At 58.7% G+C, this 22,185-nt stretch carries 22 protein-coding genes and 4 tRNA genes; 15 read left to right on the top strand and 11 right to left on the bottom strand.

Features of this window, described 5'->3' with window-relative positions; genetic code table 11:
- Window positions 1–95 precede the first annotated feature (95 nt).
- The 5 genes from clpB to SOP85_RS14855 all read left to right on the top strand — a co-directional run bounded on the left by clpB (window position 96) and on the right by SOP85_RS14855 (window position 3,376).
- Entirely contained in the window at window positions 96–2,660 is a 2,565-nt protein-coding gene (clpB, locus tag SOP85_RS14875) for an ATP-dependent chaperone ClpB (RefSeq protein WP_323627349.1), read from the top strand.
- Window positions 2,661–2,959: 299 nt separating this feature from the next.
- A tRNA-Asn gene (locus SOP85_RS14870) sits at window positions 2,960–3,035 on the top strand.
- 9 nt (window positions 3,036–3,044) lie between these two features.
- Window positions 3,045–3,121: transfer RNA gene (locus SOP85_RS14865), tRNA-Pro, on the top strand.
- Between the two features lie 5 nt (window positions 3,122–3,126).
- Window positions 3,127–3,202, top strand: a tRNA-Lys gene (locus SOP85_RS14860).
- Window positions 3,203–3,299: 97 nt separating this feature from the next.
- Window positions 3,300–3,376: transfer RNA gene (locus tag SOP85_RS14855), tRNA-Pro, on the top strand.
- A gap of 174 nt (window positions 3,377–3,550) precedes the next feature.
- Here SOP85_RS14855 and SOP85_RS14850 read toward each other — a convergent pair.
- The 4 genes from SOP85_RS14850 to SOP85_RS14835 are packed head-to-tail and all read right to left on the bottom strand — an operon-like array spanning window position 3,551 to window position 6,285.
- Entirely contained in the window at window positions 3,551–4,849 is a 1,299-nt protein-coding gene (locus SOP85_RS14850; protein WP_323608719.1) for an NAD(P)/FAD-dependent oxidoreductase, read from the bottom strand.
- A gap of 60 nt (window positions 4,850–4,909) precedes the next feature.
- Window positions 4,910–5,083, bottom strand: a complete 174-nt coding sequence (locus tag SOP85_RS14845; protein WP_007996394.1) for a DUF3094 family protein — start codon at window positions 5,081–5,083, stop codon at window positions 4,910–4,912.
- A gap of 51 nt (window positions 5,084–5,134) precedes the next feature.
- Complete coding sequence (locus tag SOP85_RS14840) at window positions 5,135–5,662, bottom strand: MOSC domain-containing protein (RefSeq protein WP_323608718.1); 528 nt, start codon at window positions 5,660–5,662, stop codon at window positions 5,135–5,137.
- Entirely contained in the window at window positions 5,659–6,285 is a 627-nt protein-coding gene (locus SOP85_RS14835) for a DUF1780 domain-containing protein (RefSeq protein ID WP_007970534.1), read from the bottom strand. Before SOP85_RS14835 ends, SOP85_RS14840 begins: the two co-directional genes overlap by 4 nt.
- Before the next feature lie 220 nt (window positions 6,286–6,505).
- On the opposite strand from SOP85_RS14835, the gene SOP85_RS14830 reads away from it, so the two are divergent.
- From SOP85_RS14830 to SOP85_RS14820, 3 genes are read left to right on the top strand one after another with little or no spacing between them, the layout of a single operon-like run.
- Window positions 6,506–7,849, top strand: a complete 1,344-nt coding sequence (locus tag SOP85_RS14830) for an aromatic acid/H+ symport family MFS transporter (protein WP_274074556.1) — start codon at window positions 6,506–6,508, stop codon at window positions 7,847–7,849.
- A gap of 3 nt (window positions 7,850–7,852) precedes the next feature.
- Window positions 7,853–9,073 (top strand): benzoate/H(+) symporter BenE family transporter, encoded by a 1,221-nt coding sequence (locus SOP85_RS14825; RefSeq protein WP_323627347.1) that lies wholly within the window; start codon window positions 7,853–7,855, stop codon window positions 9,071–9,073.
- Window positions 9,074–9,089: 16 nt separating this feature from the next.
- Window positions 9,090–10,358, top strand: a complete 1,269-nt coding sequence (locus tag SOP85_RS14820) for an OprD family porin (protein WP_323627344.1) — start codon at window positions 9,090–9,092, stop codon at window positions 10,356–10,358.
- 13 nt (window positions 10,359–10,371) lie between these two features.
- Here the strand turns inward: SOP85_RS14820 and SOP85_RS14815 are convergent, their stop codons facing one another.
- Entirely contained in the window at window positions 10,372–10,614 is a 243-nt protein-coding gene (locus SOP85_RS14815) for a DUF2790 domain-containing protein (protein WP_274074559.1), read from the bottom strand.
- A 248-nt stretch (window positions 10,615–10,862) separates the two neighbouring features.
- Here SOP85_RS14815 and SOP85_RS14810 point away from each other — a divergent pair, with 248 nt between their 5' ends.
- Window positions 10,863–11,795, top strand: a complete 933-nt coding sequence (locus SOP85_RS14810; protein WP_274074560.1) for a LysR family transcriptional regulator — start codon at window positions 10,863–10,865, stop codon at window positions 11,793–11,795.
- Window positions 11,796–11,870: 75 nt separating this feature from the next.
- Entirely contained in the window at window positions 11,871–12,560 is a 690-nt protein-coding gene (locus SOP85_RS14805; RefSeq protein ID WP_274074561.1) for an energy-coupling factor ABC transporter permease, read from the top strand.
- 57 nt (window positions 12,561–12,617) lie between these two features.
- On the opposite strand, the gene SOP85_RS14800 is transcribed toward SOP85_RS14805, so the two are convergent.
- Window positions 12,618–12,953: a hypothetical protein gene (locus SOP85_RS14800; protein WP_323627342.1), complete on the bottom strand. Its 336-nt coding sequence runs from the start codon at window positions 12,951–12,953 to the stop codon at window positions 12,618–12,620.
- 227 nt (window positions 12,954–13,180) lie between these two features.
- Between SOP85_RS14800 and SOP85_RS14795 the strand changes: the two genes are divergently transcribed.
- Genes SOP85_RS14795 through SOP85_RS14775 form a run of 5 tightly spaced genes read left to right on the top strand, consistent with a single transcriptional unit; the run spans window position 13,181 to window position 18,209 of the window.
- Window positions 13,181–14,653, top strand: a complete 1,473-nt coding sequence (locus SOP85_RS14795) for a c-type cytochrome (protein WP_323627341.1) — start codon at window positions 13,181–13,183, stop codon at window positions 14,651–14,653.
- Between the two features lie 43 nt (window positions 14,654–14,696).
- Window positions 14,697–16,472, top strand: coding sequence for a cytochrome c oxidase subunit I (gene ctaD, locus SOP85_RS14790; protein ID WP_323627379.1), 1,776 nt, complete (start codon window positions 14,697–14,699; stop codon window positions 16,470–16,472).
- Window positions 16,469–17,158, top strand: coding sequence for a cytochrome c oxidase subunit 3 (locus SOP85_RS14785; RefSeq protein WP_323627340.1), 690 nt, complete (start codon window positions 16,469–16,471; stop codon window positions 17,156–17,158). Before ctaD ends, SOP85_RS14785 begins: the two co-directional genes overlap by 4 nt.
- Before the next feature lie 6 nt (window positions 17,159–17,164).
- Window positions 17,165–17,878 carry a heme-copper oxidase subunit III family protein gene (locus SOP85_RS14780; RefSeq protein WP_323627339.1) on the top strand — a complete coding sequence of 238 codons (714 nt, stop codon included), beginning with the start codon at window positions 17,165–17,167 and terminating at the stop codon, window positions 17,876–17,878.
- 13 nt (window positions 17,879–17,891) lie between these two features.
- Window positions 17,892–18,209 carry a cytochrome C oxidase subunit IV family protein gene (locus SOP85_RS14775; RefSeq protein ID WP_323627337.1) on the top strand — a complete coding sequence of 106 codons (318 nt, stop codon included), beginning with the start codon at window positions 17,892–17,894 and terminating at the stop codon, window positions 18,207–18,209.
- A 32-nt stretch (window positions 18,210–18,241) separates the two neighbouring features.
- Here the strand turns inward: SOP85_RS14775 and SOP85_RS14770 are convergent, their stop codons facing one another.
- The 5 genes from SOP85_RS14770 to SOP85_RS14750 all read right to left on the bottom strand — a co-directional run bounded on the left by SOP85_RS14770 (window position 18,242) and on the right by SOP85_RS14750 (window position 21,919).
- Window positions 18,242–18,802, bottom strand: a complete 561-nt coding sequence (locus tag SOP85_RS14770) for a magnesium transporter (protein WP_274074567.1) — start codon at window positions 18,800–18,802, stop codon at window positions 18,242–18,244.
- A 208-nt stretch (window positions 18,803–19,010) separates the two neighbouring features.
- Window positions 19,011–19,211 carry a DNA gyrase inhibitor YacG gene (gene yacG, locus SOP85_RS14765; protein WP_060543361.1) on the bottom strand — a complete coding sequence of 67 codons (201 nt, stop codon included), beginning with the start codon at window positions 19,209–19,211 and terminating at the stop codon, window positions 19,011–19,013.
- Window positions 19,208–19,831 carry a dephospho-CoA kinase gene (coaE, locus tag SOP85_RS14760; protein WP_274074568.1) on the bottom strand — a complete coding sequence of 208 codons (624 nt, stop codon included), beginning with the start codon at window positions 19,829–19,831 and terminating at the stop codon, window positions 19,208–19,210. Before coaE ends, yacG begins: the two co-directional genes overlap by 4 nt.
- On the bottom strand, window positions 19,828–20,700 hold the full coding sequence (locus SOP85_RS14755) for a prepilin peptidase (protein ID WP_323627336.1): 873 nt from the start codon (window positions 20,698–20,700) through the stop codon (window positions 19,828–19,830). Before SOP85_RS14755 ends, coaE begins: the two co-directional genes overlap by 4 nt.
- A 1-nt stretch (window position 20,701) precedes the next feature.
- The gene (locus SOP85_RS14750) at window positions 20,702–21,919 is read right to left on the bottom strand and encodes a type II secretion system F family protein (RefSeq protein ID WP_323627335.1); all 1,218 of its coding nucleotides are present in this window, start codon (window positions 21,917–21,919) and stop codon (window positions 20,702–20,704) included.
- Between the last annotated feature and the right edge of the window lie 266 nt (window positions 21,920–22,185).

Here is a 22,185-nt window from a genome sequence, read left to right as displayed (position 1 = left end):
AACTCCCAGAATCGACCGCATCTATTGTGGTATCTGGCAGGTTTCTTCATTCAGGATGTTTTATAGGTCCGGCCTGCTCAAAAGGAAGGTGACCCATGCGTATAGACCGTTTAACCAGCAAATTGCAGTTAGCGTTGTCCGATGCCCAATCCCTGGCCGTCGGTCTCGATCATCCGGCCATTGAACCGGCGCACTTGATGCAAGCCCTGCTCGAGCAACAGGGCGGCTCGATCAAGCCCCTGCTGATGCAGGTGGGCTTCGACGTCAACAGCCTGCGTAAAGAGCTGACCAAAGAGCTCGACCAGCTCCCGAAAATCCAGAATCCGACCGGCGACGTGAACATGTCGCAGGATCTGGCGCGCCTGCTCAACCAGGCCGATCGCCTGGCCCAGCAAAAGGGCGACCAGTTCATTTCCAGCGAACTGGTGCTGCTCGCCGCGATGGACGAAAACAGCAAGATCGGCAAGCTGTTGCTCGGCCAGGGCGTGAGCAAGAAAGCCCTGGAAAACGCGATCAACAACCTGCGTGGCGGTGAGGCAGTCAATGACGCTAACCACGAGGAAGCGCGCCAGGCCCTGGACAAATACACCGTCGACCTGACCAAGCGTGCCGAGGAGGGCAAGCTCGATCCGGTAATCGGCCGTGACGATGAAATTCGTCGCACTATCCAGGTGCTGCAACGCCGCACCAAGAACAACCCGGTGCTGATCGGTGAGCCTGGCGTCGGTAAGACCGCCATCGCCGAAGGCCTGGCCCAGCGCATCATCAATGGCGAAGTGCCGGATGGCCTCAAGGGCAAGCGTTTGTTGTCCCTGGATATGGGGGCGTTGATTGCCGGTGCCAAGTATCGTGGCGAGTTCGAAGAACGCCTGAAATCCCTGCTCAACGAGCTGTCGAAGCAGGAAGGGCAGATCATCCTGTTCATCGACGAACTGCACACCATGGTCGGCGCCGGTAAAGGCGAGGGCTCGATGGATGCGGGCAACATGCTCAAGCCAGCCCTGGCGCGGGGTGAACTGCACTGCGTCGGTGCCACCACGCTCAACGAGTACCGCCAATACATAGAGAAGGACGCCGCCCTCGAGCGACGCTTCCAGAAAGTGCTGGTGGACGAGCCGAGCGAAGAAGACACCATCGCCATCCTGCGTGGCCTGAAAGAACGCTATGAGGTCCACCACAAGGTGGCGATCACCGACGGCGCGATCATTGCGGCGGCCAAGCTCAGCCATCGCTATATCACTGACCGGCAGTTGCCGGACAAGGCCATCGACCTGATCGACGAGGCCGCCAGCCGCATCCGCATGGAGATCGACTCCAAGCCGGAGGTGCTGGACCGCCTGGAACGACGTTTGATCCAGCTGAAGGTGGAATCCCAGGCGCTGAAGAAAGAAAGCGACGACGCAGCGAAGAAACGCCTGGAAAAACTCCAGGAAGAAATCGCCCGCCTCGAGCGTGAGTACTCGGATCTGGAAGAAATCTGGAACTCGGAAAAAGCCGAGGTTCAGGGTTCTGCGCAAATCCAGCAGAAGATCGAACAGTCCCGTCAGGAACTGGAAGCCGCTCGCCGCAAAGGCGACCTGAACCGCATGGCCGAGTTGCAGTACGGGGTGATCCCGGACCTGGAGCGCAGCCTGCAAATGGTCGACCAGCATGGAAAACCTGAAAACCAGTTGCTGCGCAGCAAGGTGACTGAAGAAGAGATCGCCGAAGTCGTGTCGAAGTGGACCGGTATTCCCGTGTCGAAAATGCTCGAAGGCGAGCGCGAAAAACTGATGAAGATGGAAAGCCTGTTGCACCAACGTGTGATCGGCCAGGACGAAGCAGTGGTGGCCGTGTCCAACGCGGTGCGGCGTTCCCGCGCCGAGTTGTCCGACCCGAATCGCCCGAGCGGCTCGTTCATGTTCCTCGGCCCGACCGGTGTCGGTAAAACCGAGCTGTGCAAGGCGCTGGCTGAATTTCTCTTTGATACCGAAGAGGCGATGGTGCGGATCGACATGTCCGAGTTCATGGAGAAACATTCCGTGGCTCGCCTGATCGGTGCGCCACCAGGCTACGTCGGTTACGAGGAGGGCGGTTACCTGACCGAGGCGGTGCGTCGCAAGCCATACTCGGTGATCCTCATGGACGAAGTCGAGAAGGCGCACCCGGATGTGTTCAACATCCTGCTGCAGGTGCTGGAAGACGGTCGCCTGACCGACAGCCATGGCCGTACGGTGGACTTCAAGAACACCGTGATTGTCATGACCTCCAACCTGGGCTCTGTACAGATCCAGGAATTGGTGGGTGATCGTGAGGCGCAGCGCGCCGCGGTGATGGATGCGATTTCCAGCCACTTCCGGCCGGAGTTCATCAACCGGGTCGACGAAGTGGTGATCTTCGAGCCTTTGGCGCGGGATCAGATCGCCGGTATCACCGAGATCCAATTGGGTCGCCTGCGCAGTCGCCTGACCGAGCGGGAGCTGAAGCTGGAACTGAGCCCCGAGGCCATGGACAAGCTGATCGCGGTCGGCTACGACCCGGTGTACGGCGCACGGCCGCTCAAGAGGGCCATACAGCGCTGGATCGAGAACCCGCTGGCGCAGTTGATCCTTTCCGGTCGATTCATGCCGGGTGACACCGCTCAGGGCGTGGTGGAAAACGACGAAATCGTCTTCGTCTGATCCGCAACCGCAGCAAAATCGAAAAGGCCTCGCACAACGAGGCCTTTTTTTCATTCAGGCTGTTGAACTCTAAGGAAAAGGCTTGTAAAGTGCGCCCCGCAGTAAGTCACCCGCCAGGGTTTCTGCTTCAGGCAGGAATCTAAAATAAGTTGCAAATCATTAACTTGAATGCAAATTAGGGGGTTGACAGAGGTGCTGAAGATTGTAGAATAGCGCGCCTCAGACACACGAACGCAGCGATGCGAACGGGTCGAAGAGAACGCAGTAAAGCTACAAAGTTGTAAATTGAAATGTGTAGTTCCGTGATAGCTCAGTCGGTAGAGCAAATGACTGTTAATCATTGGGTCCCAGGTTCGAGTCCTGGTCACGGAGCCAATTTCAAGCCGGGGTATAGCGCAGTCCGGTAGCGCGCCTGCTTTGGGAGCAGGATGTCAGGAGTTCGAATCCCCTTACCCCGACCATTTTTGGGTCGTTAGCTCAGTTGGTAGAGCAGTTGGCTTTTAACCAATTGGTCGTAGGTTCGAATCCCACACGACCCACCATTTTTGAAACCAGTTAACGCTGGAATCGAATCTTAAGATCAGAGGCCAAAAGCGCTGATCGAAGAAGGCGACTTTAGTTAGGTCGCCTTTTTTTTACCGGGGTATAGCGCAGTCCGGTAGCGCGCCTGCTTTGGGAGCAGGATGTCAGGAGTTCGAATCCCCTTACCCCGACCATATTAAAAATCCTCGTGTCGAAAGATACGGGGATTTTTTTTGCCTGCGAAAATTTCCAGAACACTGCAAAACCAATGTGGGAGCGGGCTTGCTCGCGAAAGCGGTGTGTCATTCAACATTCATGTCGACTGACACACCGCTTTCGCGAGCAAGCCCGCTCCCACAGGTTTTAAATCAGTGCAGCTTCAGGCGCGGCTCGGTCCCGCGACCAATCTTGCTGCCCAGCATCAGCATCGCCGTGCGAAACGGCCCATACAGCGCCATCTGGTGCATGCGGTACAACGACACGTAGAACATCCGCGCCAGCCAACCTTCCAGCATGACGCTACCGGTCAGGTTACCCATCAAGTTACCCACAGCCGAAAAACGCGACAGCGAGATCAGCGACCCGTAGTCGGTGTACTTGTACTCCGGCAGCGCCTTGCCTTCGATGCGCAACTTCAGCGATTTGGCCAGCAACGACGCCTGCTGATGAGCAGCCTGGGCGCGCGGCGGCACATTGCGATCGGAACCCGGTTGCGGGCAGGCCGCGCAGTCACCGAAGGCGAAGATGTTCTCGTCACGGGTGGTTTGCAGGGTCGGCAGCACTTGCAGCTGATTGATGCGGTTGGTTTCCAGGCCATCGATGTCCTTGAGGAACCCCGGTGCACGGATCCCGGCGGCCCAGACTTTCAGGCTGGCGTTGATCACTTTGCCATCCGCGGTAATCAGGCTGTCGGCGGTCACTTCACTGACGGCCGCATTGGTCATGACGTTGACCCCGAGCTTTTCCAGGGTTTTATGCACAGGCCCGCCGATCCGCTCCGGCAGGGCCGGCAGCACTCGGGGGCCGGCTTCGATCAGGGTGATGTGCATGTTTTCCGGTTTGATCCGGTCCAGGCCGTAGGCCGCCAGTTCATGGGCGGCGTTGTGCAGCTCGGCGGCCAGTTCGACCCCGGTGGCACCGGCACCGACGATGGCGACGCTGATCTGCTCGACCTTGTCGGTCTGCCCTGCGTGTGCGCGCAGGTAGTGGTTGAGCAACTGCTGATGGAAGCGCTCGGCCTGTTTGCGGGTATCCAGGAACAGGCAGTGTTGCGCCGCACCCAGGGTGCCGAAATCGTTGGTGGTACTGCCGACGGAGATCACCAGCGAGTCGTAATGCACTTCCCGGGCCGGCACCAGCTCCAGACCGGCTTCATCATAAGTGGCGGCCAGCTGGATTTTTTTATTGGCGCGATCAAGCCCGCTCATGCGCCCCAGCTGGAACTCGAAGTGGTTCCACTTGGCCTGGGCAACATAGTTGAGTTCGTCTTCGGAAGAGTTCAGTGACCCGGCCGCGACTTCGTGCAGCAGCGGTTTCCAGATATGGGTCAGGTTCGCGTCGACCAGCATCACGCTGGCCGTGCCGCGTTTGCCCAGAGTCTTACCCAGACGGGTAGCCAACTCCAGACCGCCGGCGCCGCCGCCGACAATGACAATACGATGGGACATGGGGATAACTCACAAGGCTAAAGGAAATCGGTGTGGTTACCCAAGCGAGCGCGAAGCAGCTCATAGCGTCAGGTAACTGATAAGTCGGCTCAGCAGGCCCAGACCAATGGTCACTGCCAATACCAGCACCAGGAGCATCCACGGCCGGAAAGGCCGGCGCTCGACTCGGTGTTGGGACAACTGCAGGTACTCTTCGACATGCTTTTGGTCGTCGGGGTTCAGGCGGCTGGTCATAAAGGCCTCGTCAGGTAGACGTTGCTGAAGGTGTAGAAGCTACAGGCTGATTTAACGAACGTTGAACGGAGCATAGCCGCTGTCCGGAATGGGCTCGACGCTCACCCTGTCTTCCAGGCGAATGATGCCACTTTGTAACACCCGGGCGGTGATTCCGCCATGTCCGCGCACCGCCTGAAACGTCCCGGGGCCCAGGTTGGCTTGCAGGCGTGCGCAGGGCTGGCACCATCCGGTGGTTTCGAAAATCGCCTGGCCGATGCGGAAGCGCCGGCCCTTGAGGCTGAACAGATTGATCCCACTGATAACGAGATTGCGCCGCAAATCTTCAGGCTTGACCGGCTGATCGTCCGGGCGGCCCATCAGCGAACTGATCACCGCCAGGTGTTCCCACTGGATCAGCGTCACCTGCCGCGCATTGCGGATGCCGGGTCGGGCGCGATCGCCTGTCAGGCCCGCCTCCAGTCGCGCCTCCACGGCATCGAGTTCGATCATCGGTGCGTGACGTTCCGGGCGCACGCCGATCCAGCGTACGCGGCCGGTTTGCGGGACTTCGGCAATCAGTTCCTGCAATGGGCTCACAGGCTGATTCCAACGTCGAACACAATGCTGCGTCCCAGGTTGCTGCGCAGGAAATCCGGCGCATCGGGATGGGCGAACAGCACGCGGGCGAAGGTCGGGCCCACCAGCGACAGCGAGCGCCAGCCCTGGCGCAGGTATTCGGTGGGCGGCGGGAAATGACTGTTGAGGTCCAGCACTTCGCGCTTGAGGCTGGCGAAGGCAATGATGTCCAGCTCGCCAAGGTCCATGCCGCGTTCTTTGTAGTTGTGCGCTTTTTTGCGCAAGGTCGGCGCCAGGCGCAGCAAGAACTCGTTGGCAGGTATGCGCCGGGGCTTGGCCTCGCGCCGTACCAGCTGGCTCAGGGAGAACGCGCTGCGCCGCCGCTGCAGTTCATCGCGCCATTCATCATTGAGGCGCCGGCCCTCGTCGAGCACGAAGAACACCTCGAAACTGGCGTCGCGGAACAATACATCCGGCGGCTCCCCGGCCGGGGCGAATTCGTCGGCACGGTAGGGGATGTTCAGGCCCTGCAGCAGGCGTTGGCAGACCCAACGCTCGCGCTCCCATTTGCGGGCATTGGACAGGAACGCGTTGGCTTGCTCGGCCGCAATGGTCAGCAGGCGTAAGTAATCTGAATCATCCATACGCCCAAGCTTAGCGCTCAAATGTGATTGTAAAGAAGACAGTTTATCGGAGAGGAGCAAATCCTCTCGCTCCCAAGCCCGGTCCAGGGCGCTGCACAAAACGGATAGTGGTCTGCGCAATGCGGATATTGACCCGCGCCTGGTGACTCTACCCTCGGCTGTACGGACGTGAGCCGTGCTGCCGCCGCCCTTAAAAAAACAAAAACATGAGATGAACGCCATGCGCAAGATCGACGTACATGAGGTTATCGACAACGCTCGATTCAACCGCTTCCACTGGATGGTGCTGTTCTGGTGTGCCCTGATCATCATTTTCGATGGTTACGACCTGGTGATCTACGGCGTGGTCTTGCCGATGCTGATGAAAGAGTGGGGGCTCAGTCCTCTGCAAGCCGGTGCACTGGGCAGTTATGCATTGTTCGGCATGATGTTCGGCGCGCTGTTCTTCGGCCCGCTGTCGGACAGGATCGGGCGCAAGAAAGCCATCACCCTCTGCGTGATCCTCTTCAGTGGTTTCACCGTGCTCAACGGGTTCGCCCGCAACCCCGCCGAGTTTGGGATTTGTCGTTTCATTGCCGGGCTGGGCATTGGTGGCGTGATGCCCAATGTCGTGGCGTTGATGAACGAATACGCGCCGAAAAAGATCCGCAGCACCCTGGTGGCGATCATGTTCAGTGGCTACTCGGTGGGCGGCATGCTGTCGGCCGGGCTGGGCATCGTGCTGATCCCGAGTTTCGGCTGGCAGTCGGTGTTCTACGTGGCGGTCCTGCCGTTGCTGCTGTTGCCGCTGATCATGTACTTCCTGCCCGAGTCGGTGGGTTTCATGCTGCGCCAGGGGCGCACTGCAGAAGCCCGCAACATTCTCCAGCGCATCGATCCGGCTTACGTCGCACAGACCGATGATCAGTTGCACATGAGTGAAGTGAAGGGCACGGGCACCCCGGTGTTGCAGTTGTTCCGCGAAGGCCGTGCACTGCGTACGCTGATGTTGTGGCTGGCGTTTTTCTGCTGCCTGCTGATGGTCTACGCCTTGAGTTCGTGGCTGCCTAAACTGATGGCCAACGCTGGTTACAGCCTGGGCTCGAGCCTGTCGTTCCTGCTGGTGCTGAACTTCGGGGCGATCTTCGGTGCGGTCGGCGGCGGTGTGCTGGGTGACAAGCTCAATCTGCCGCGGGTGCTGTCGGTGTTCTTCGCCATGGCGGCGGTGTCGATCACCCTGTTGGGCTTCAACAGCCCGATGCCGGTGTTGTACCTGCTGATCGCCATCGCTGGCGCCACCACCATCGGCTCGCAGATTCTGCTGTACGCCTGCGCCGCGCAGTTCTACTCCATGACCATTCGTTCCACTGGCCTGGGCTGGGCGTCGGGCATCGGCCGCAACGGTGCCATCGTCGGTCCCCTGCTGGGTGGCGCCTTGCTCGGCATCAGCCTGCCGCTGCAACTGAACTTCATGGCATTTGCCTTGCCGGGTGCCGTGGCGGCCCTCGCCATGACCGTGTTCGCCATCAGCAACCGGCGCAGCGCCATGGCTGTCAGCCCAACGCTGTCGCCGACGGGCGCTTGAGTCATGAAGGCGTTTATCCAGGACTTCTCCCTGTCAGCCGCTGTCGCCGGATTTATCGCCACGGTGATTTCCTATGCCGGGCCCTTGGTGATCATCTTTCAGGCGGCGCAATCGGCCCATCTGCCGCGGGAAGTGTTGTCGTCCTGGATCTGGGCGATCTCCATCGGCAGCGCCGTGCTGGGCATCGGTTTGAGCCTGCGCTATCGCGTTCCGGTCATCATCGCCTGGTCGGCGCCTGGCTCGGCGTTGTTGGTGGCGTTGTTGCCTGAAATTTCCATGGCAGAAGCGGTGGGGGCTTATCTGGTCAGCAGCCTGATCATCTTTGTGGTCGGGGTCTCGGGGGCTTTCGACCGGATCATCAGCAAACTGCCCGCCGCGATTGCGGCGGCGATGCTGGCCGGGATCCTGTTCAGCTTCGGCACAGGGCTGTTCGTATCGATGCAGCACAAGCCGTTGTTGGTGCTGGCGATGTTCGCGGCCTATCTGATCGGCAAGCGGGTGATGCCACGTTACGCGGTGATGCTGGTGTTGCTGGCGGGCTGTTCGATTGCCGCGTTCAGCGGTGATCTGCATCGCGAGGCATTGGTCATCGGGTTGGCTACGCCGGTGTGGATCACGCCCCAGTTCAGCCTGGGCGCGACGCTGAACATCGCCTTGCCACTGGTGATGGTGGCGCTGACCGGCCAGTTCGTGCCTGGCATGGCCGTGCTGCGTGCCAGTGGTTTCCAAACGCCTGCGAGCCCGATCATCGCCAGCAGCGCATTGGGCACCGCGCTGCTGGCCCCCTTTGGTTGCCATGGACTGAACCTGGCCGCGATCACGGCGGCCATCTGCACCGGTCGAGAGGCTCACGAGGATCCGCGCAAGCGCTACGTGGCGGGCGTTGTCGGGGGCTTGTGCTACCTGGTGCTGGGCATCTTCGGCGCCACGTTGGTTTCGCTGTTTTCCGCGTTCCCCAAAGAGCTGATTGCGGCGTTGGCGGGGCTGGCGCTGTTTGCTGCCATTGCCGGGGCGCTGACGGGGGCGATGGCCGTGACGAGCGACCGCGAAGCCGCGTTGGTGACCTTTCTGATCACCGCTTCAGGCATGTCGCTGTTCGGCTTGTCCGCCGCGTTCTGGGGTCTGATTTTCGGCATGGTCACCCATGTGCTGTTAAGCGCCCGTCGTCCCGATCTCCTTCGTAAATCCACTGCAACTGAAGATGTTCAATCAGTCGATCAATAACAATAAGAGAAAAACGATGAAGCAGAATCTCCAAGCAACGGGTACGGCGTTGTCCCTGGCTGTCGTCTCGGGTTTTTCCACAGGCGTTATGGCCGCCGAGAGCGGGTTTATCGAAGACACCACCGCAACGTTGCAAGCGCGCAATTACTACTTCAGCCGCGACTATTCCGACATCGTCGGCGCCAACCAGCAATCGAAGGCCGAGGAGTGGGCCCAGGGCTTCATCCTCAACGTGAAGTCCGGTTACACCCAGGGTGCCGTCGGCTTTGGTGTGGATGTCATCGGCCTGCTCGGCCTCAAGCTCGACAGCAGCCCGGACCGGGTGAATACCGGCTTGCTGCCGGTGCAGGACGACGGTCGCGCAGCGGACAATTACAGCCGTCTGGAAGGCGCGTTGAAGATGCGTTACTCGAAAACCGAGCTGAAAGTCGGTGAGCTGCAACCCAATCTACCGGTGTTGGTGTTCAGTGATATTCGCCTGCTGCCGCCGAGTTACCAGGGTGCAAGCATCACCTCCAGTGAGATCAATGGTCTGACCTTGCAGGGCGGACACCTGAGTTCAACCAGCCTGCGCAACGAGGCGGGTGATGAAAAAATGCAGGCGATGCTCGGGCATGTGCCGCAACGTCAGGTCAGCAGTGACGGGTTCAACTTTGCCGGTGGCGATTATGCCTTCAACGACAAGCGCACCTCGGTCAGCGCCTGGTACGGGCAACTGGAGGACATCTACAACCAGCGCTTCCTCGGCCTCAAGCACAGCGAACCCGTGGGTGACTGGATCCTGGGCGCCAACCTCGGCTACTTCGATTCGCGCGAGGACGGCAAAAAACTGCTGGGCAACATCGACAACCAGGCGTTCTACTCGTTGCTGTCGGCCAAACGTGGCGGCCACACCTTTTATGTCGGCTATCAGGGCATGTTTGGCGACAGCGCCTTCCCGCGGGTATTCGCCAACATCTCACCGTTGGGTAACGAGGTGCCGACCTACGAGTTCGCCTACACCGATGAACGTTCCTGGCAGGCGCGTTATGACTACGACTTCGCGGCCCTGGGTGTACCGGGCTTGACCAGTACCCTGCGCTACATCAGCGGCAACAATGTCGATACCGGCAAGGGGTATGAGGGCAAGGACCGTGAGCGCGACCTGGACATCGGCTATGTGCTGCAGAGCGGCAGCCTCAAAGGCCTGGGGATCCGCGTGCGCAACGCGATGGCGCGGTCCAATTACCGCAGTGATATCGATGAAAACCGTCTGATCCTCAGCTACACCTGGACGCTGCTCTGAGTGCAGCGGCGAATCACAGGTTGCTGGTGCAATCGCCGATGACGTTGTACGTCACCCGCCGGGTCTGGCCCTGATGATCGACATACACCATGGTCGCCGGCACAACCCCGCAGGCGGTCGCGGTGTCCGAAACAGACACCACCTTGGCGATGTCCAGCGGCTGCGCGGGGTTGTACAAGACAGCGAGAGGCTCGTTGTCAGCGGCCATGGCCGAGGTGGCGATGACGGCCAGAAACAGGCTGATCAACGTTTTCATGCTGGCGTGCTCCGCGTGGGTTTCGATGAGTTGATTTTAGTCTTCGGCACCCGTGGATAAAGGGGCCAACGGCGGATGCAGCGTTACGCAAAATGTAATAGTCACAACTGTAGGAGCGAGCTTGCTCGCGAAAAACCTGAGAGCTGCGCGGGTGTCAGGCTCCCCGCGTCATCGTTGACCTCCATCGCGAGCAAGCTTGCTCCTGCAGGTTTCTCGCAATGAACAGTATTATCGCCCGAGGGGGGCTTATGGATTTGCTTAACAACTTGCGCGTGTTCATCCGTGTGGTGGACTGCGCCAGTTTCACCGCCGCGGCCGACACGCTGGATCTGTCCACGGCGCAGGTATCCCGATTGGTCGCGGACCTGGAAGAACATCTCCAGGCACGCCTGCTGCAACGCACCACGCGACGCCTGAGCCTGACCGAAGCAGGCGAGCGATTCCTGTTGCGCAGCCGGCAGATCGTCGAAGAAATGGACGAGGCGACGGCCGAGGCCCGTGGCGCGCATATCAACCCCGCCGGGCGCCTGCGGGTGCACAGCATGAACGGACTGGGCGTACTGATCACGCCTCTGATCGCCCGCTACAGCGAGCTATATCCCGACGTGGTGTTCGAACTGACCTTGTCCCAGCGCAATCCCGATCCACTGGAGGAGGGGCACGACGTGGTGATTTCGATCGCCCCCGAACTGCCCGATTCGCAATTGGTCGCCCAGGCCCTCGGACAGATCTACAGCGTACCTTGCGCCTCCGCGGACTACCTGCGCCGCAAGGGCATTCCACAGCAGCCGCTGGCGCTGAACGAGCATCAATGCCTGCGCCTGCTTGATCCCTTGTATGGCGATCAATGGGTATTCCAGGACGAACACGGCGAACATGCCATCAGTCCGGCCAAGACCTTCCAGTGCAATGTCGCCGAGTCGATGGTCAAGGCCTCGGAGGCCGGCATGGGCATCAGCCTGCTGCCTTTCCACACCGCCACACGGCCCTTGAGCGATGGCACCTTGTTGCGTGTATTGCCGACCTGGCGATTGCGCGAGCGCAATGTCTATGCGCTGTATCCATCACGGCGTTTTCTCGATGCCAAGGTCCGCACCTGGGTGGATTTTCTCAAGGCCGAGCTTCCCAAATTGTTTGCCGAACATGAAGCGGTGATGAACGATCCACGGCATTGGGCTTGAGGTCGAAGGGGCGGTGAAGGGCGGTGTAGACTGAGGCTCTTTCTCTTTCGGAAAGACAGGGGAGTGGGCCCAGCCATGATCGGTGCCGAGTTATTGTCATCCCAGACCCTGAACGTGGGGTGGTTGATCTACATACCGGTATTACTCTGGGCCGTCGTGCGCGCACCCTGGGTCGAGTTGTTCACCGACAATCGTCGCCAGCATCTGCTGTTCGGTACGGTGTTCGCGCTGTTCATGCTGTGGCTGGTGCGGCGGGACTTCGATACCGGCGTGTCCTATCACTTCATCGGCATGACAGCGGTGACGCTGTTGCTGGACTGGCCGCTGGCAATCGTCGGCGGTCTGGTGGCGCAGGCAGGCCTGGTGTTGCTGGGGCGTCAGGACCTGATGGCCATGGGGGTCAATGGCACGCTGTTCATTTTGTTGCCGGTGTTGATCACTGAATGCTGTGCGATAGCGGTGGAGCGCGCGCAGCCACGAAATCTCTTCGTGTATATCTTCGTTTCCGGTTTCTTCGCCGCAGCCCTTTCAGCATTGCTGTGCCTGGTGCTGGCGCTGACGTTGTTGTGGTACGACGAACGGTTCGCCATGCCGTATTGGCTGGAAGATTTTGTCGGTTACCTGTGGTTGATCATTTTTCCCGAGGCGTTCATCAACGGCATGGTGGTGAGCGCGCTGGTGGTGTTCAGCCCTGAGTGGCTCGAGACCTTCAACCGCACGCGTTATCTGTCGGCGCCCTGGAAGGACGACGACCCCGAATCTTGATCCATTTCAGATTCGCCAAATGATGACGATCCCATACTCGGTTTTTCCAGCGGTTCCCTAGATCTGCTGATCAATCAAAACCGCGTTGCTATAGATCAAGCTACCATCGCTCGCGCGGTGCCCCACCAAATGGTATTGACCACGATCGAGGTGCAAATAGACGCGCATTTGGCAGTCGGTCAAGGGGTCGTATCCCTCTGGCAGTTTCAAATCCAGAGTGCTCATGTCGACATCAACCATGGCTTCAGGCCCATGGGAACTCTTCAGGTGTTCTTCAGCCTGCTCCAGGCGCTGACGAAGTGGCACATCGACGTAAAAATGGATTTCACCTATTGGGGTGGATTTTTGGTCGGGGCTGGTTTTGCACCAGCCTTCGATCGTCATGGCGCTCATAACCAAGCCTCCGTCGTAGACTGCTGGATTCTATTGCTCTGTCTCTGATCTGAAATTCAGTATAGCTGGCAACCGGGACTCGCTTGCCAACCTCACGGCACAACCCGATGGCACTATACTTTTAACTGACTTTGCCACCCGGATGGGTGGTACTTGTCTGCCCTGCCTGGACGTCAGTGGCGATGCTTGCGCATAACCAATGAGCAACAGGAATAGGATGAAGAGAAATGGCAATAGCAATTGTCCTGGTACTCATCGTTATTGGATCAGTGCTATTCCATGTACTAGCGCCTTGGCATGCAACACCGGCAGCTTCCAACTGGGGATCAATAGACACCACGCTGTTCATCACCCTGATCATCAGCGGAATATTTTTCATCGCCATTACGCTATTCATGGCGGTAGCCGTGATGCGTTATCGTCATAAAGAGGGGGCCAAGGCCCACTACCAGCCGGAAAGCAAGAGGTTGGAATTCTGGTTGATTGTCGTTACCTCGATAGGTATTGCCGCGATGTTGGCGCCAGGCCTGGTTGTTTACAACGATTTCATCCGGGTACCAAAAAATGCTTATGAACTTGAAGTGGTCGCCCAGCAGTGGCAGTGGGCCTTTCGTTTTCCGGGCCAGGACGGGAAACTGGGCAAGTCTGAAATTAAGTTAGTTGATTCCGTCAACCCGTTTGGCGTTGATCCCAAGGATCCCGCCGGCCAGGACGATGTGCTAATAAAAAGTAACGAAGTCAGACTTCCGCTGGATCGACCGGTAAAAGTTTTACTGCGCTCTAAAGATGTATTGCACAATTTTTATATACCGCAAATTCGCAGCAAGATGGATATGGTGCCGGGGATGGTGTCGTACTTCTGGTTTACCCCGACTAAAACCGGGAAATATGAAGTCCTTTGCGCTGAATTTTGTGGCGTAGGTCATTACAACATGCGCGGCCAGATGATCGTGGAGGAGCAGGGTGCCTTCGATCAATGGCTCAGCAGCCAGCCGACCTTTGCGCAGACATTAGCGGCAGCTACCAAACCCGGTCAGGACAGCGTACTGGAAAAAGGTCGTCAATTGGTCGAACAATACGGCTGCGGTGCCTGCCACAGCCAGGATGGCAGTACCAGCCTCGGGCCGGGATGGAAGAACCTGTACGGCCGCACCGAACAGCTTGCCGATGGCACCAGCGTTCAGGTCGATGAGGCCTACCTGAAACAATCGATCCTCGAACCGCAGGCCCGTCTGGTACAAGGCTACCCGCCGGTCATGGTGGCCTATACTCTCAATGACGATGAACTGGGTGCGCTCGTCGCCCTGATCAAATCACTGGGTGCTGCGTCGCAAGAACCTTCTGCCAGCGAAGCGCTGGACAGAGGTGACGACTTGGCGACGCAAGGACAGCGGCTAGCCGGGTCGCTAGGCTGTCTGGCCTGCCACAGTGTCGATGGCAGCAAGGGTATCGGCCCGAGCTGGCAGGGCCTGTATAACGAGCCCGTAACCCTTGTCGACGGTACAAGTATCAAGGCCGACGAGGGCTATATAAAGGATTCGATCCTCAATCCCGGTGCCAAAATCGTCAAAGGCTATGCAGCCGTCATGCCGGCCTTTACCCCGAGTGATCAGGACTTGAACGCGCTGATCGCTTTCATCAAATCAAAAGCGAATGCCGACGCTGACGCGAACAAGGCTGAGCCAGGGAAGTCGCCGTAAAGCAGCCAGAAATACACGCAAACTTCGGCAGGAGGATGACGTGATGGCCTATGCGGAGCAAGCCGAAACAGAGGCACTGCACGAGCCCAAGAGTTTCCTGACCAAATACATCTGGAGCCAGGACCACAAGGTCATCGCCATTCAATACTCCCTGACGGCTTTGTTCGTGGGGGTTATCGCCGTGGTGTTGTCTGGCTTGATGCGCATACAGATAGGCTTCCCCGGCAGTTTGGCGTTCATGGACGCCAGTGCTTACTATCAGGCGATGACCATGCACGGCATGATCATGGTCATTTACTTGCTGACGGCCTTGTTTCTCGGGGGCTTCGGCAACTATCTGATCCCACTGATGGTGGGCGCACGCGACATGGTCTTCCCCTATGTCAACATGCTGAGTTACTGGTTCTATCTGCTCGCGGTACTGGTGTTGCTCGCCGGTTTTTTTGTCCCTGGCGGCCCCACCGGTTCGGGCTGGACGCTCTATCCGCCACAGTCCATTACCCAGGGGACGCCTGGGGTCGAGTGGGGCATCGTGCTGATGCTCGTCTCGCTGGCGATTTTCATTGTCGCCGCCACCATGGGCGGGTTGAACTACGTCACCACGGTGTTGCAGGCGCGTACGCACGGCATGACGTTGTTTCGCATGCCGCTCTCGGTATGGGGCATCTTCATGGCCTCGATCATGGCCTTGCTGGCTTTCCCGGCGTTGTTTGTCAGTGCGGTCATGATGCTGTTCGACAAACTGTTGGGCACCAGTTTTTTCATGCCGGCGATGATCTCGCTGGGACAGCAGCTCGATCACCAGGGTGGCAGCCCGATATTGTTCCAGCACCTGTTCTGGTTCTTTGGCCACCCGGAAGTCTATATCGTTGCGCTCCCTGCGTTTGGCCTGGTCTCCGACCTGATCAGTACGCATGCGCGTAAAAACATCTTTGGCTACCGCATGATGGTGTGGGCCATTATTGCGATTGGCGTACTGAGCTTTGTGGTCTGGGCGCACCATATGTATGTCAGCGGAATGAACCCGTATTTCGGTTTTTTCTTCGCCGTCACCACCTTGATCATCGCTGTGCCAACCGCTCTGAAAGTCTACAACTGGGTCCTGACCCTGTGGCAGGGCGACATCCATCTGACCGTGCCGATGCTGTTTGCCCTGGCCTTTATCGTCACCTTCCTGGTGGGCGGTCTGACCGGGCTGTTTCTCGGCAATGTGATTGTGGATATTCCGCTCTCGGACACCTATTTCGTCGTCGCCCATTTTCATATGGTCATGGGCGTCGCACCGGTCCTGGTGGTGTTCGGCGGCATTTATCATTGGTTCCCGAAAGTGACCGGGCGCATGTTGAACGACACCCTGGGCAAGCTGCACTTCTGGATTACCTTCCTGGGCACCTACGCCATCTTCTTCCCCATGCACTATCTGGGCTTCCAGGGCATGCCTCGCCGCTACTACGCCTACGACAACTACGCGTTCATTCCACAGTCGGCGCAAGAGTTGAATGCCTTCATTACGGTGGTCGCATTGACTGTCGGTGTTTCCCAACTGCTGTTCCTGTTCAACCTGGCCTGGAGTGTATTCAAAGGCAAACCCGCAGGCGGTAACCCCTGGGGCGCGGCCAGCCTGGAATGGCAAACACCGAACACTCCACCGAAACACGGTAACTGGGGAGAGAAGTTGCCGGTCGTGCATCGCTGGGCCTATGACTACAGTGTGCCGGGCATAGAACAGGATTTCGTTGCGCAAACGGTGTCTGCCGAGGAGTTGGAGCAAATGCGCCAACTCAGTGCCGGAACCCGAATAGCGGACGTTAAACCATGAACAGATTGCTATTGAGAAACGCGGATGACGGTGACCCTGCAGGCGGTTGGAATCGCGATCCTGAAGGTATTCAGGCCGAGGGTGTCGATAGAAGCCAAATCGCAAAAACAGGCCTGCGCCTGTTTCTGGCCGTGGTCAGCTCGTTATTCTTTCTCTTCCTGATCGCCTTTATCGCCCGCTCCCAGATGGTCGACTGGCTACCCCTGACAGAGCCCCTGGCGCCGCTGGCCAATCCATGGCAACTCTGGCTGAATTCGGCGTTTCTAGTGTTCAGTTGCATCGCACTGCAGTGGTCGCGCATGGCAGCCCGACAGGTTCGACTGGACGCCACGGTTATCGGTTTCGTCGTGGCGGGCGTGTTTGCCATTGCCTTTCTGGCGGGACAACTCTGGGTCTGGCAGCAGTTTGTCGCCTGGGGCTACTTTGTCGCCAGCAATCCGGCCAACAGTTTCTTCTACCTGTTGACCGGCCTTCATGGGCTCCACCTGCTGGGCGGATTGATAGCCTGGGGCATGATCGTCGCTAAATTCCTGCATCGCGTGCCGTTGCCGCAACTGCGCGCCAGCGTAGAGCTCTGTGCCATCTATTGGCATTACCTGTTGGGTCTTTGGTTCGTGCTATTCGCGCTGCTGACCAGCACGCCAGAAACCTATGAAGCCATCGCCAGGCTCTGCGGCCTGAGGTGAAAAACCATGGCATCGCATCCACAAGCCCCAGTCGGCTCCGGCTCATCCAATCCACCAGGCTCGCTACCTGCACCGGGATGGGAGGGCATCGCCAGCGACTGGTCCTCCGATAGAGAGGCGTTCAAGCAGGTGCCTTGGGGCAAGGCGATGATGTGGATATTCCTGCTCAGCGATACGTTTGTATTCACCTGTTTTCTCACCGGCTACATGTCGGTACGCATGACCATCACCGACCTCTGGCCAAATCCCAGCGAAGTGTTTGCATTGACGATCGGCGGTAAGGAAATCCCGCTGATTCTGATCGCCATCATGACTTTTGTGCTGATCAGTAGCAGCGGCACGATGGCCATGGCTGTCAATTACGCCTATCGCCGCGATCGCGCGAAAACCACAGCACTGATGCTGGCGACGGCTGCCTTGGGTGTGACCTTCGTCGGCATGCAGGCCTTTGAATGGAGCAAGCTCATCTCAGAGGGGGTGCGTCCCTGGGGGAACCCCATGGGGGCTGCGCAATTTGGTGCCAGCTTTTTCATGATTACCGGTTTCCACGGCCTGCATGTGTCAATCGGCGCGATTTACCTGAGCATTGTGGCGATGAAAGTATGGCGGGGAGACTATGAGCGCTCCGGAAACTATCAGAACGTCGAGATAGCCGGGCTTTATTGGCACTTCGTGGATTTGGTGTGGGTGTTTATTTTTGCTTTCTTCTATTTGTGGTAGAGGAGCGCGGGTGATGGCACATGCTCAGGGTCAGCAGCATCCGATCAGCCTGTATCTCAAGATCTGGGGACTGTTATTCCTCCTCAGTACCCTGTCGTACCTGGTCGACTATTTCCAATTCCACGGCTACCTCAGGTGGTCGCTGATTATCACGTTCATGTTGCTGAAGGCAGGCTTGATTGTCTCCATCTTCATGCATCTGGCCTGGGAACGGTTAGCCATGGTCTACGCCATATTGGTTCCGCCCCTGTGTTTGTTGGTGCTGATCGGACTGATGGCCACCGAGGCGGACTATGTTTTCCTCAGCCGGGTCATTTTCTTTGGCCAATGAACCGCTGTCGGATGGCCCTCAGTCTCCAGGCGCTAACCTGATATCACTCGCTTGAACTGATGCCATTTGTGCTGCCAGGCGACTGTCCAGTGGGGAGCTGCCGCTCCCGTGCCGGCGATCGTCAGATTGGGATGATGGCCGATGACCTGGTCCAATAGCGGTTCCTGATTCGGCTCGACATCCACAAAGAAAATATGTTTGCCTTCTTGTACCGCCTGCTTGAAATTGCGGAAGTGGGTGTTCGGCACCTGGAACCCAAAAAAACCGCCTTCCCAGATGCTGAAGCCCAAAATGACAATGGCCAGGAAGACAAAAGGCATCCAGCCTGCGGCGGATTCAGTCCAGCCCATCCACCAGGCGCCACCCAGGACCAGTGCTGCGAGTGGCACACCGACCAGCGCACCAATCTCCCCGGAGTGAACGGTATCCTGTTCCATCAACGAGCTGATCTCGTGGAGGTGATGTTCTTCAACATCGGCAATCTTTTCACTGAGCACATGAATTTGTTCGGAATTGATGCCGCTGGCTTCCAGCTCATTTTCAACGGTTTCAAGATCGTTGAGGTTGTCACTGATGTAATAGTGCCGATTCATGCCACACCTCCCATCTCGTGTTTGCTCTGGACCTCCTCTGTCCTGCAGCCTGTACCCGTGGGGAACGTTGCACACGTCGTGCAATTTGAAAGAAGTATAGCACTCGCTAGCATGATGGATTTTGGGTGTCAATACCCCGGGAGGCGACGTCAGGGCCTGGTTCATCTCGTCGATTTCTGCCGCGAGTCAGGCCCTGCGATGCGCGGAATCAGTGACGCGGGTCGAAATCGCCGCTGAACAGCTCGTCCTCGGCATCCGGGGCCACCGGAATCTTGTGCTCTTCCGACGCCCAGGCGCCCAGGTCGATCAATTTGCAACGGTCGGAACAGAACGGCCGGAACTTGCTCTCGGGGCTCCATTCGACAGGGGCACCACAGGTTGGGCATTCGACGGTTGGGATCTGGCTCATGACTGGCCTCCACGCAAAGTAAGGTAAAAGTGATGCAGGCGTTCGACCTCGCTGTGCAGCCAGGCGAGGTCGCGGTCGTTGACCACCACGTCGTCGGCATGGCTTACGCGATCCTGGCGGCTGGACTGGGCCTTGAGAATCGCCTGGACCTGCTGTTCGCTGGTCTGGTCACGCCGCAGGGTGCGTTCGATCTGCAACTGTTCGGGGGCATCGATCACCAGGACCCGCTGGGTCATGGCGTACTGGCCAGACTCGATCAACAGCGGCGAAACCAGGATCGCGTAAGGTGATTTTGCCAGCGCCAGGTGATGGGCAATCTCTTCGGCGATCAGCGGATGCAACAAGGCTTCGAGCCAGAGGCGTTGCTCCGGTACTTCGAAGATCAGTTTGCGCAACGCGGCGCGGTCCAGTTGTCCGTCGTCTTGTAACACGCCGGGACCGAAGTGTTCGGCAATCTTCGCCAGCGCCGGTCGACCGGGCTCCACCACCCAGCGAGCGGCATGGTCGGCATCGACCGCGTGCACGCCCAGGTCGATGAAGTGTTGGGCCGCCGCGCTTTTGCCGCTGCCGATGCCGCCGGTCAAGCCGAGAATCCAGGGTTTTTCCACAGGGGTATTCATTTCAGACCGACAAACTGCCAATAGAAGTCGGTTATTTGACCACCCCAGAGCAAGGCAATCCAGCCGGCAATGGCCAGATAGGGGCCGAAAGGGATTGGCGTCGATGTTTGCGCCTTGCGCAGGCGCAGGTAAATCACGCCGATGATCGCGCCCACCACGGACGACAGGACGATCGTCAGCGGCAGGATCTGCCAACCGCCCCAGGCGCCAAACATCGCCAGCAGCTTGAAGTCGCCATGACCCATGCCATCCTTGCCGGTGATCAGCTTGAACACCCAGAACACCGTCCACAGCGTCATGTAGCCGGCAATGGCGCCCCACAACGCCTCGGGCAATGACACGAACAGCTCGAGGCTGTTGACGATCAGCCCGAGCCACATCAGCGGCAGCACCAGCACATCCGGCAGGAGTTGATGCTCGGCGTCGATCAGGCTCATGGCCAGCAGGCCCCAGGTCAGAAGCATCGCCATGCCGGCTTGCCAGCCGAACCCGAAGTGCCAGGCAATGAACGCCGACAGCAGCGCGCAGGCCAGTTCGGTCAAAGGATAACGTTTGCTGATCGGCGTCGCACAGGCCGAACAGCGCCCGCGCAGGAACAGAAAGCTCAATACCGGAATGTTTTCCCAGGCACGAATCCGGTGACCGCAGTGTGGGCACTGGGAGTGGGGCAACATCAGATTGAAGGTCGGCAGCGGCGTTTCGCCGGGCAGGCCGAGGATGTCGTGGGCCTGCACGCGCCACTCGCGTTCGAGCATTTTCGGCAGGCGCCAGACCAGTACGTTGAGGAAGCTGCCAACCAGCAGGCCGACTACCCCGGCGACGACGACGAAAGCCAGCGGGAAGTGGATCAGGATTTCGTTCAAGGGCATGTCAGATCGCTGAGCCGAGTTGGAAGATGGGCAGGTACATTGCAACCACCAGGCCGCCGACAATAACACCCAGCACCACCATGATGAACGGTTCCATCAGGCTGGTGAGATTGTCGACCAGATTGTCGACCTCGTCCTCGTAGAAACCGGCGACCTTGTCGAGCATGTCGTCGAGTGCGCCAGACTCCTCGCCAATGGCGGTCATCGAAATGGCCATATTGGGAAAAATACCGGTCGTACGCATGGAGAAATTCAGCTGCATGCCCGTCGCAACGTCCTGCCGGATGCGCAGCACCGCGCGTTTGAACACGATGTTGCCGGTGGCGCCGGCCACCGACTCCAGGGCTTCCACCAGCGGCACTCCGGCAGCGAAGGTGGTCGACAGCGTGCGGGCGAAACGCGCCACAGCGGACTTGTACATCAAGGTACCCGCCAGCGGCAGTTTCAGCAGCCAGGTGTCCTTGCGATCGCGAAAACCCTGCGAGGTTTTCAGCGCGTGGCGCACAGCGAAAGCGCCCGCGCTGAGTGCGCCCAGCAGCATCCACCACCACGCCTGCAGCCATTGCGACAGGTCGATGACCATCAGGGTGAAGGCCGGCAGTTCAGCGCCAAAACCCTTGAATACCGACTCGAACTGCGGCACCACCTTGATCAGCAGGATAGCGGTCACAATGATCGCCACGCACACGACGATCAGCGGGTAGGTCATGGCTTTCTTGATCTTCGCCTTGAGGCTTTCGCTTTTTTCCTTGTAGGTCGCCACCCGTTCCAGCAGGGTGTCCAGCGCGCCGGCCTGTTCCCCGGCGTCCACCAGGTTGCAGTACAACTCGTCGAAGTATTGCGGCTTCTTGCGCAGGGCCGTGGCGAAGCTGTTGCCTGCCGCCACGTCCTGTTTCACCTCGTCGATCAGCTTGCGCATGGCCGGGTTGTCGAAGCCTTCACCGATGATGTCGAAGGAATGCAACAACGGCACGCCGGCTTTCATCATGGTCGCCATCTGCCGGGTAAAAAGGGCAATGTCCTGGGGCGTGATGCGTTTGCCCAGCTTGAACATCGACGTGGATTTCCTGCGCACCTTGCCGGGATTGATGCCTTGCTTGCGCAATTGCGCCTTGATCAGTGCCGGGTTCTGGCCGCTCAATTCACCCGTCACCTTCGCGCCTTTCCTGTCTGTGCCTTCCCAGCTGTACACGCTGGTGCTTGCTGCCTTGACTGCCATGTTCAGCCCTTTGTAACCGCCGACGCGTTGATCGCAGCCGACCCGCTCATAGATCGTGAATGTGCCGATGCGTTCCTCGGGAAACGACTTATAGCCTAGTCAATCGGTGGAACCAAACAGCGCTGTCGAGGTGACGAAAAGTGTCAGATAGTGCGGTTCCTGGGGGAGGGAAGGTGCCTCGTCGCGATCGCGCACCCCGAGAACAGGGCGCGCCGGGCTTGGCATGGGCTGTGCTGCTGCAGGTGCAGATCATGAGATTTCGACTC

Source organism: Pseudomonas sp. YuFO20 (genome assembly GCF_035064975.1).
Lineage (GTDB): Bacteria > Pseudomonadota > Gammaproteobacteria > Pseudomonadales > Pseudomonadaceae > Aquipseudomonas > Aquipseudomonas putida_AE.
The sequence above is the reverse complement of the archived record's forward strand: the minus strand, read 5'-3'. Positions and strand labels throughout refer to the sequence as shown.

Excerpts from the sequence above, each read along its gene's own strand:
- clpB (WP_323627349.1), top strand. The coding sequence starts at position 96 with ATGCGTATAGACCGTTTAACCAGCAAATTGCAGTTAGCGTTGTCCGAT.
- SOP85_RS14850 (WP_323608719.1), bottom strand. The coding sequence starts at position 4,849 with ATGTCCCATCGTATTGTCATTGTCGGCGGCGGCGCCGGCGGTCTGGAG.
- SOP85_RS14845 (WP_007996394.1), bottom strand. The coding sequence starts at position 5,083 with ATGACCAGCCGCCTGAACCCCGACGACCAAAAGCATGTCGAAGAGTAC.
- SOP85_RS14835 (WP_007970534.1), bottom strand. The coding sequence starts at position 6,285 with ATGGATGATTCAGATTACTTACGCCTGCTGACCATTGCGGCCGAGCAA.
- SOP85_RS14830 (WP_274074556.1), top strand. The coding sequence starts at position 6,506 with ATGCGCAAGATCGACGTACATGAGGTTATCGACAACGCTCGATTCAAC.
- SOP85_RS14825 (WP_323627347.1), top strand. The coding sequence starts at position 7,853 with ATGAAGGCGTTTATCCAGGACTTCTCCCTGTCAGCCGCTGTCGCCGGA.
- SOP85_RS14820 (WP_323627344.1), top strand. The coding sequence starts at position 9,090 with ATGAAGCAGAATCTCCAAGCAACGGGTACGGCGTTGTCCCTGGCTGTC.
- SOP85_RS14815 (WP_274074559.1), bottom strand. The coding sequence starts at position 10,614 with ATGAAAACGTTGATCAGCCTGTTTCTGGCCGTCATCGCCACCTCGGCC.
- SOP85_RS14810 (WP_274074560.1), top strand. The coding sequence starts at position 10,863 with ATGGATTTGCTTAACAACTTGCGCGTGTTCATCCGTGTGGTGGACTGC.
- SOP85_RS14805 (WP_274074561.1), top strand. The coding sequence starts at position 11,871 with ATGATCGGTGCCGAGTTATTGTCATCCCAGACCCTGAACGTGGGGTGG.
- SOP85_RS14800 (WP_323627342.1), bottom strand. The coding sequence starts at position 12,953 with ATGAGCGCCATGACGATCGAAGGCTGGTGCAAAACCAGCCCCGACCAA.
- SOP85_RS14795 (WP_323627341.1), top strand. The coding sequence starts at position 13,181 with ATGGCAATAGCAATTGTCCTGGTACTCATCGTTATTGGATCAGTGCTA.
- ctaD (WP_323627379.1), top strand. The coding sequence starts at position 14,697 with ATGGCCTATGCGGAGCAAGCCGAAACAGAGGCACTGCACGAGCCCAAG.
- SOP85_RS14785 (WP_323627340.1), top strand. The coding sequence starts at position 16,469 with ATGAACAGATTGCTATTGAGAAACGCGGATGACGGTGACCCTGCAGGC.
- SOP85_RS14780 (WP_323627339.1), top strand. The coding sequence starts at position 17,165 with ATGGCATCGCATCCACAAGCCCCAGTCGGCTCCGGCTCATCCAATCCA.
- SOP85_RS14775 (WP_323627337.1), top strand. The coding sequence starts at position 17,892 with ATGGCACATGCTCAGGGTCAGCAGCATCCGATCAGCCTGTATCTCAAG.
- SOP85_RS14770 (WP_274074567.1), bottom strand. The coding sequence starts at position 18,802 with ATGAATCGGCACTATTACATCAGTGACAACCTCAACGATCTTGAAACC.
- yacG (WP_060543361.1), bottom strand. The coding sequence starts at position 19,211 with ATGAGCCAGATCCCAACCGTCGAATGCCCAACCTGTGGTGCCCCTGTC.
- coaE (WP_274074568.1), bottom strand. The coding sequence starts at position 19,831 with ATGAATACCCCTGTGGAAAAACCCTGGATTCTCGGCTTGACCGGCGGC.
- SOP85_RS14755 (WP_323627336.1), bottom strand. The coding sequence starts at position 20,700 with ATGCCCTTGAACGAAATCCTGATCCACTTCCCGCTGGCTTTCGTCGTC.
- SOP85_RS14750 (WP_323627335.1), bottom strand. The coding sequence starts at position 21,919 with ATGGCAGTCAAGGCAGCAAGCACCAGCGTGTACAGCTGGGAAGGCACA.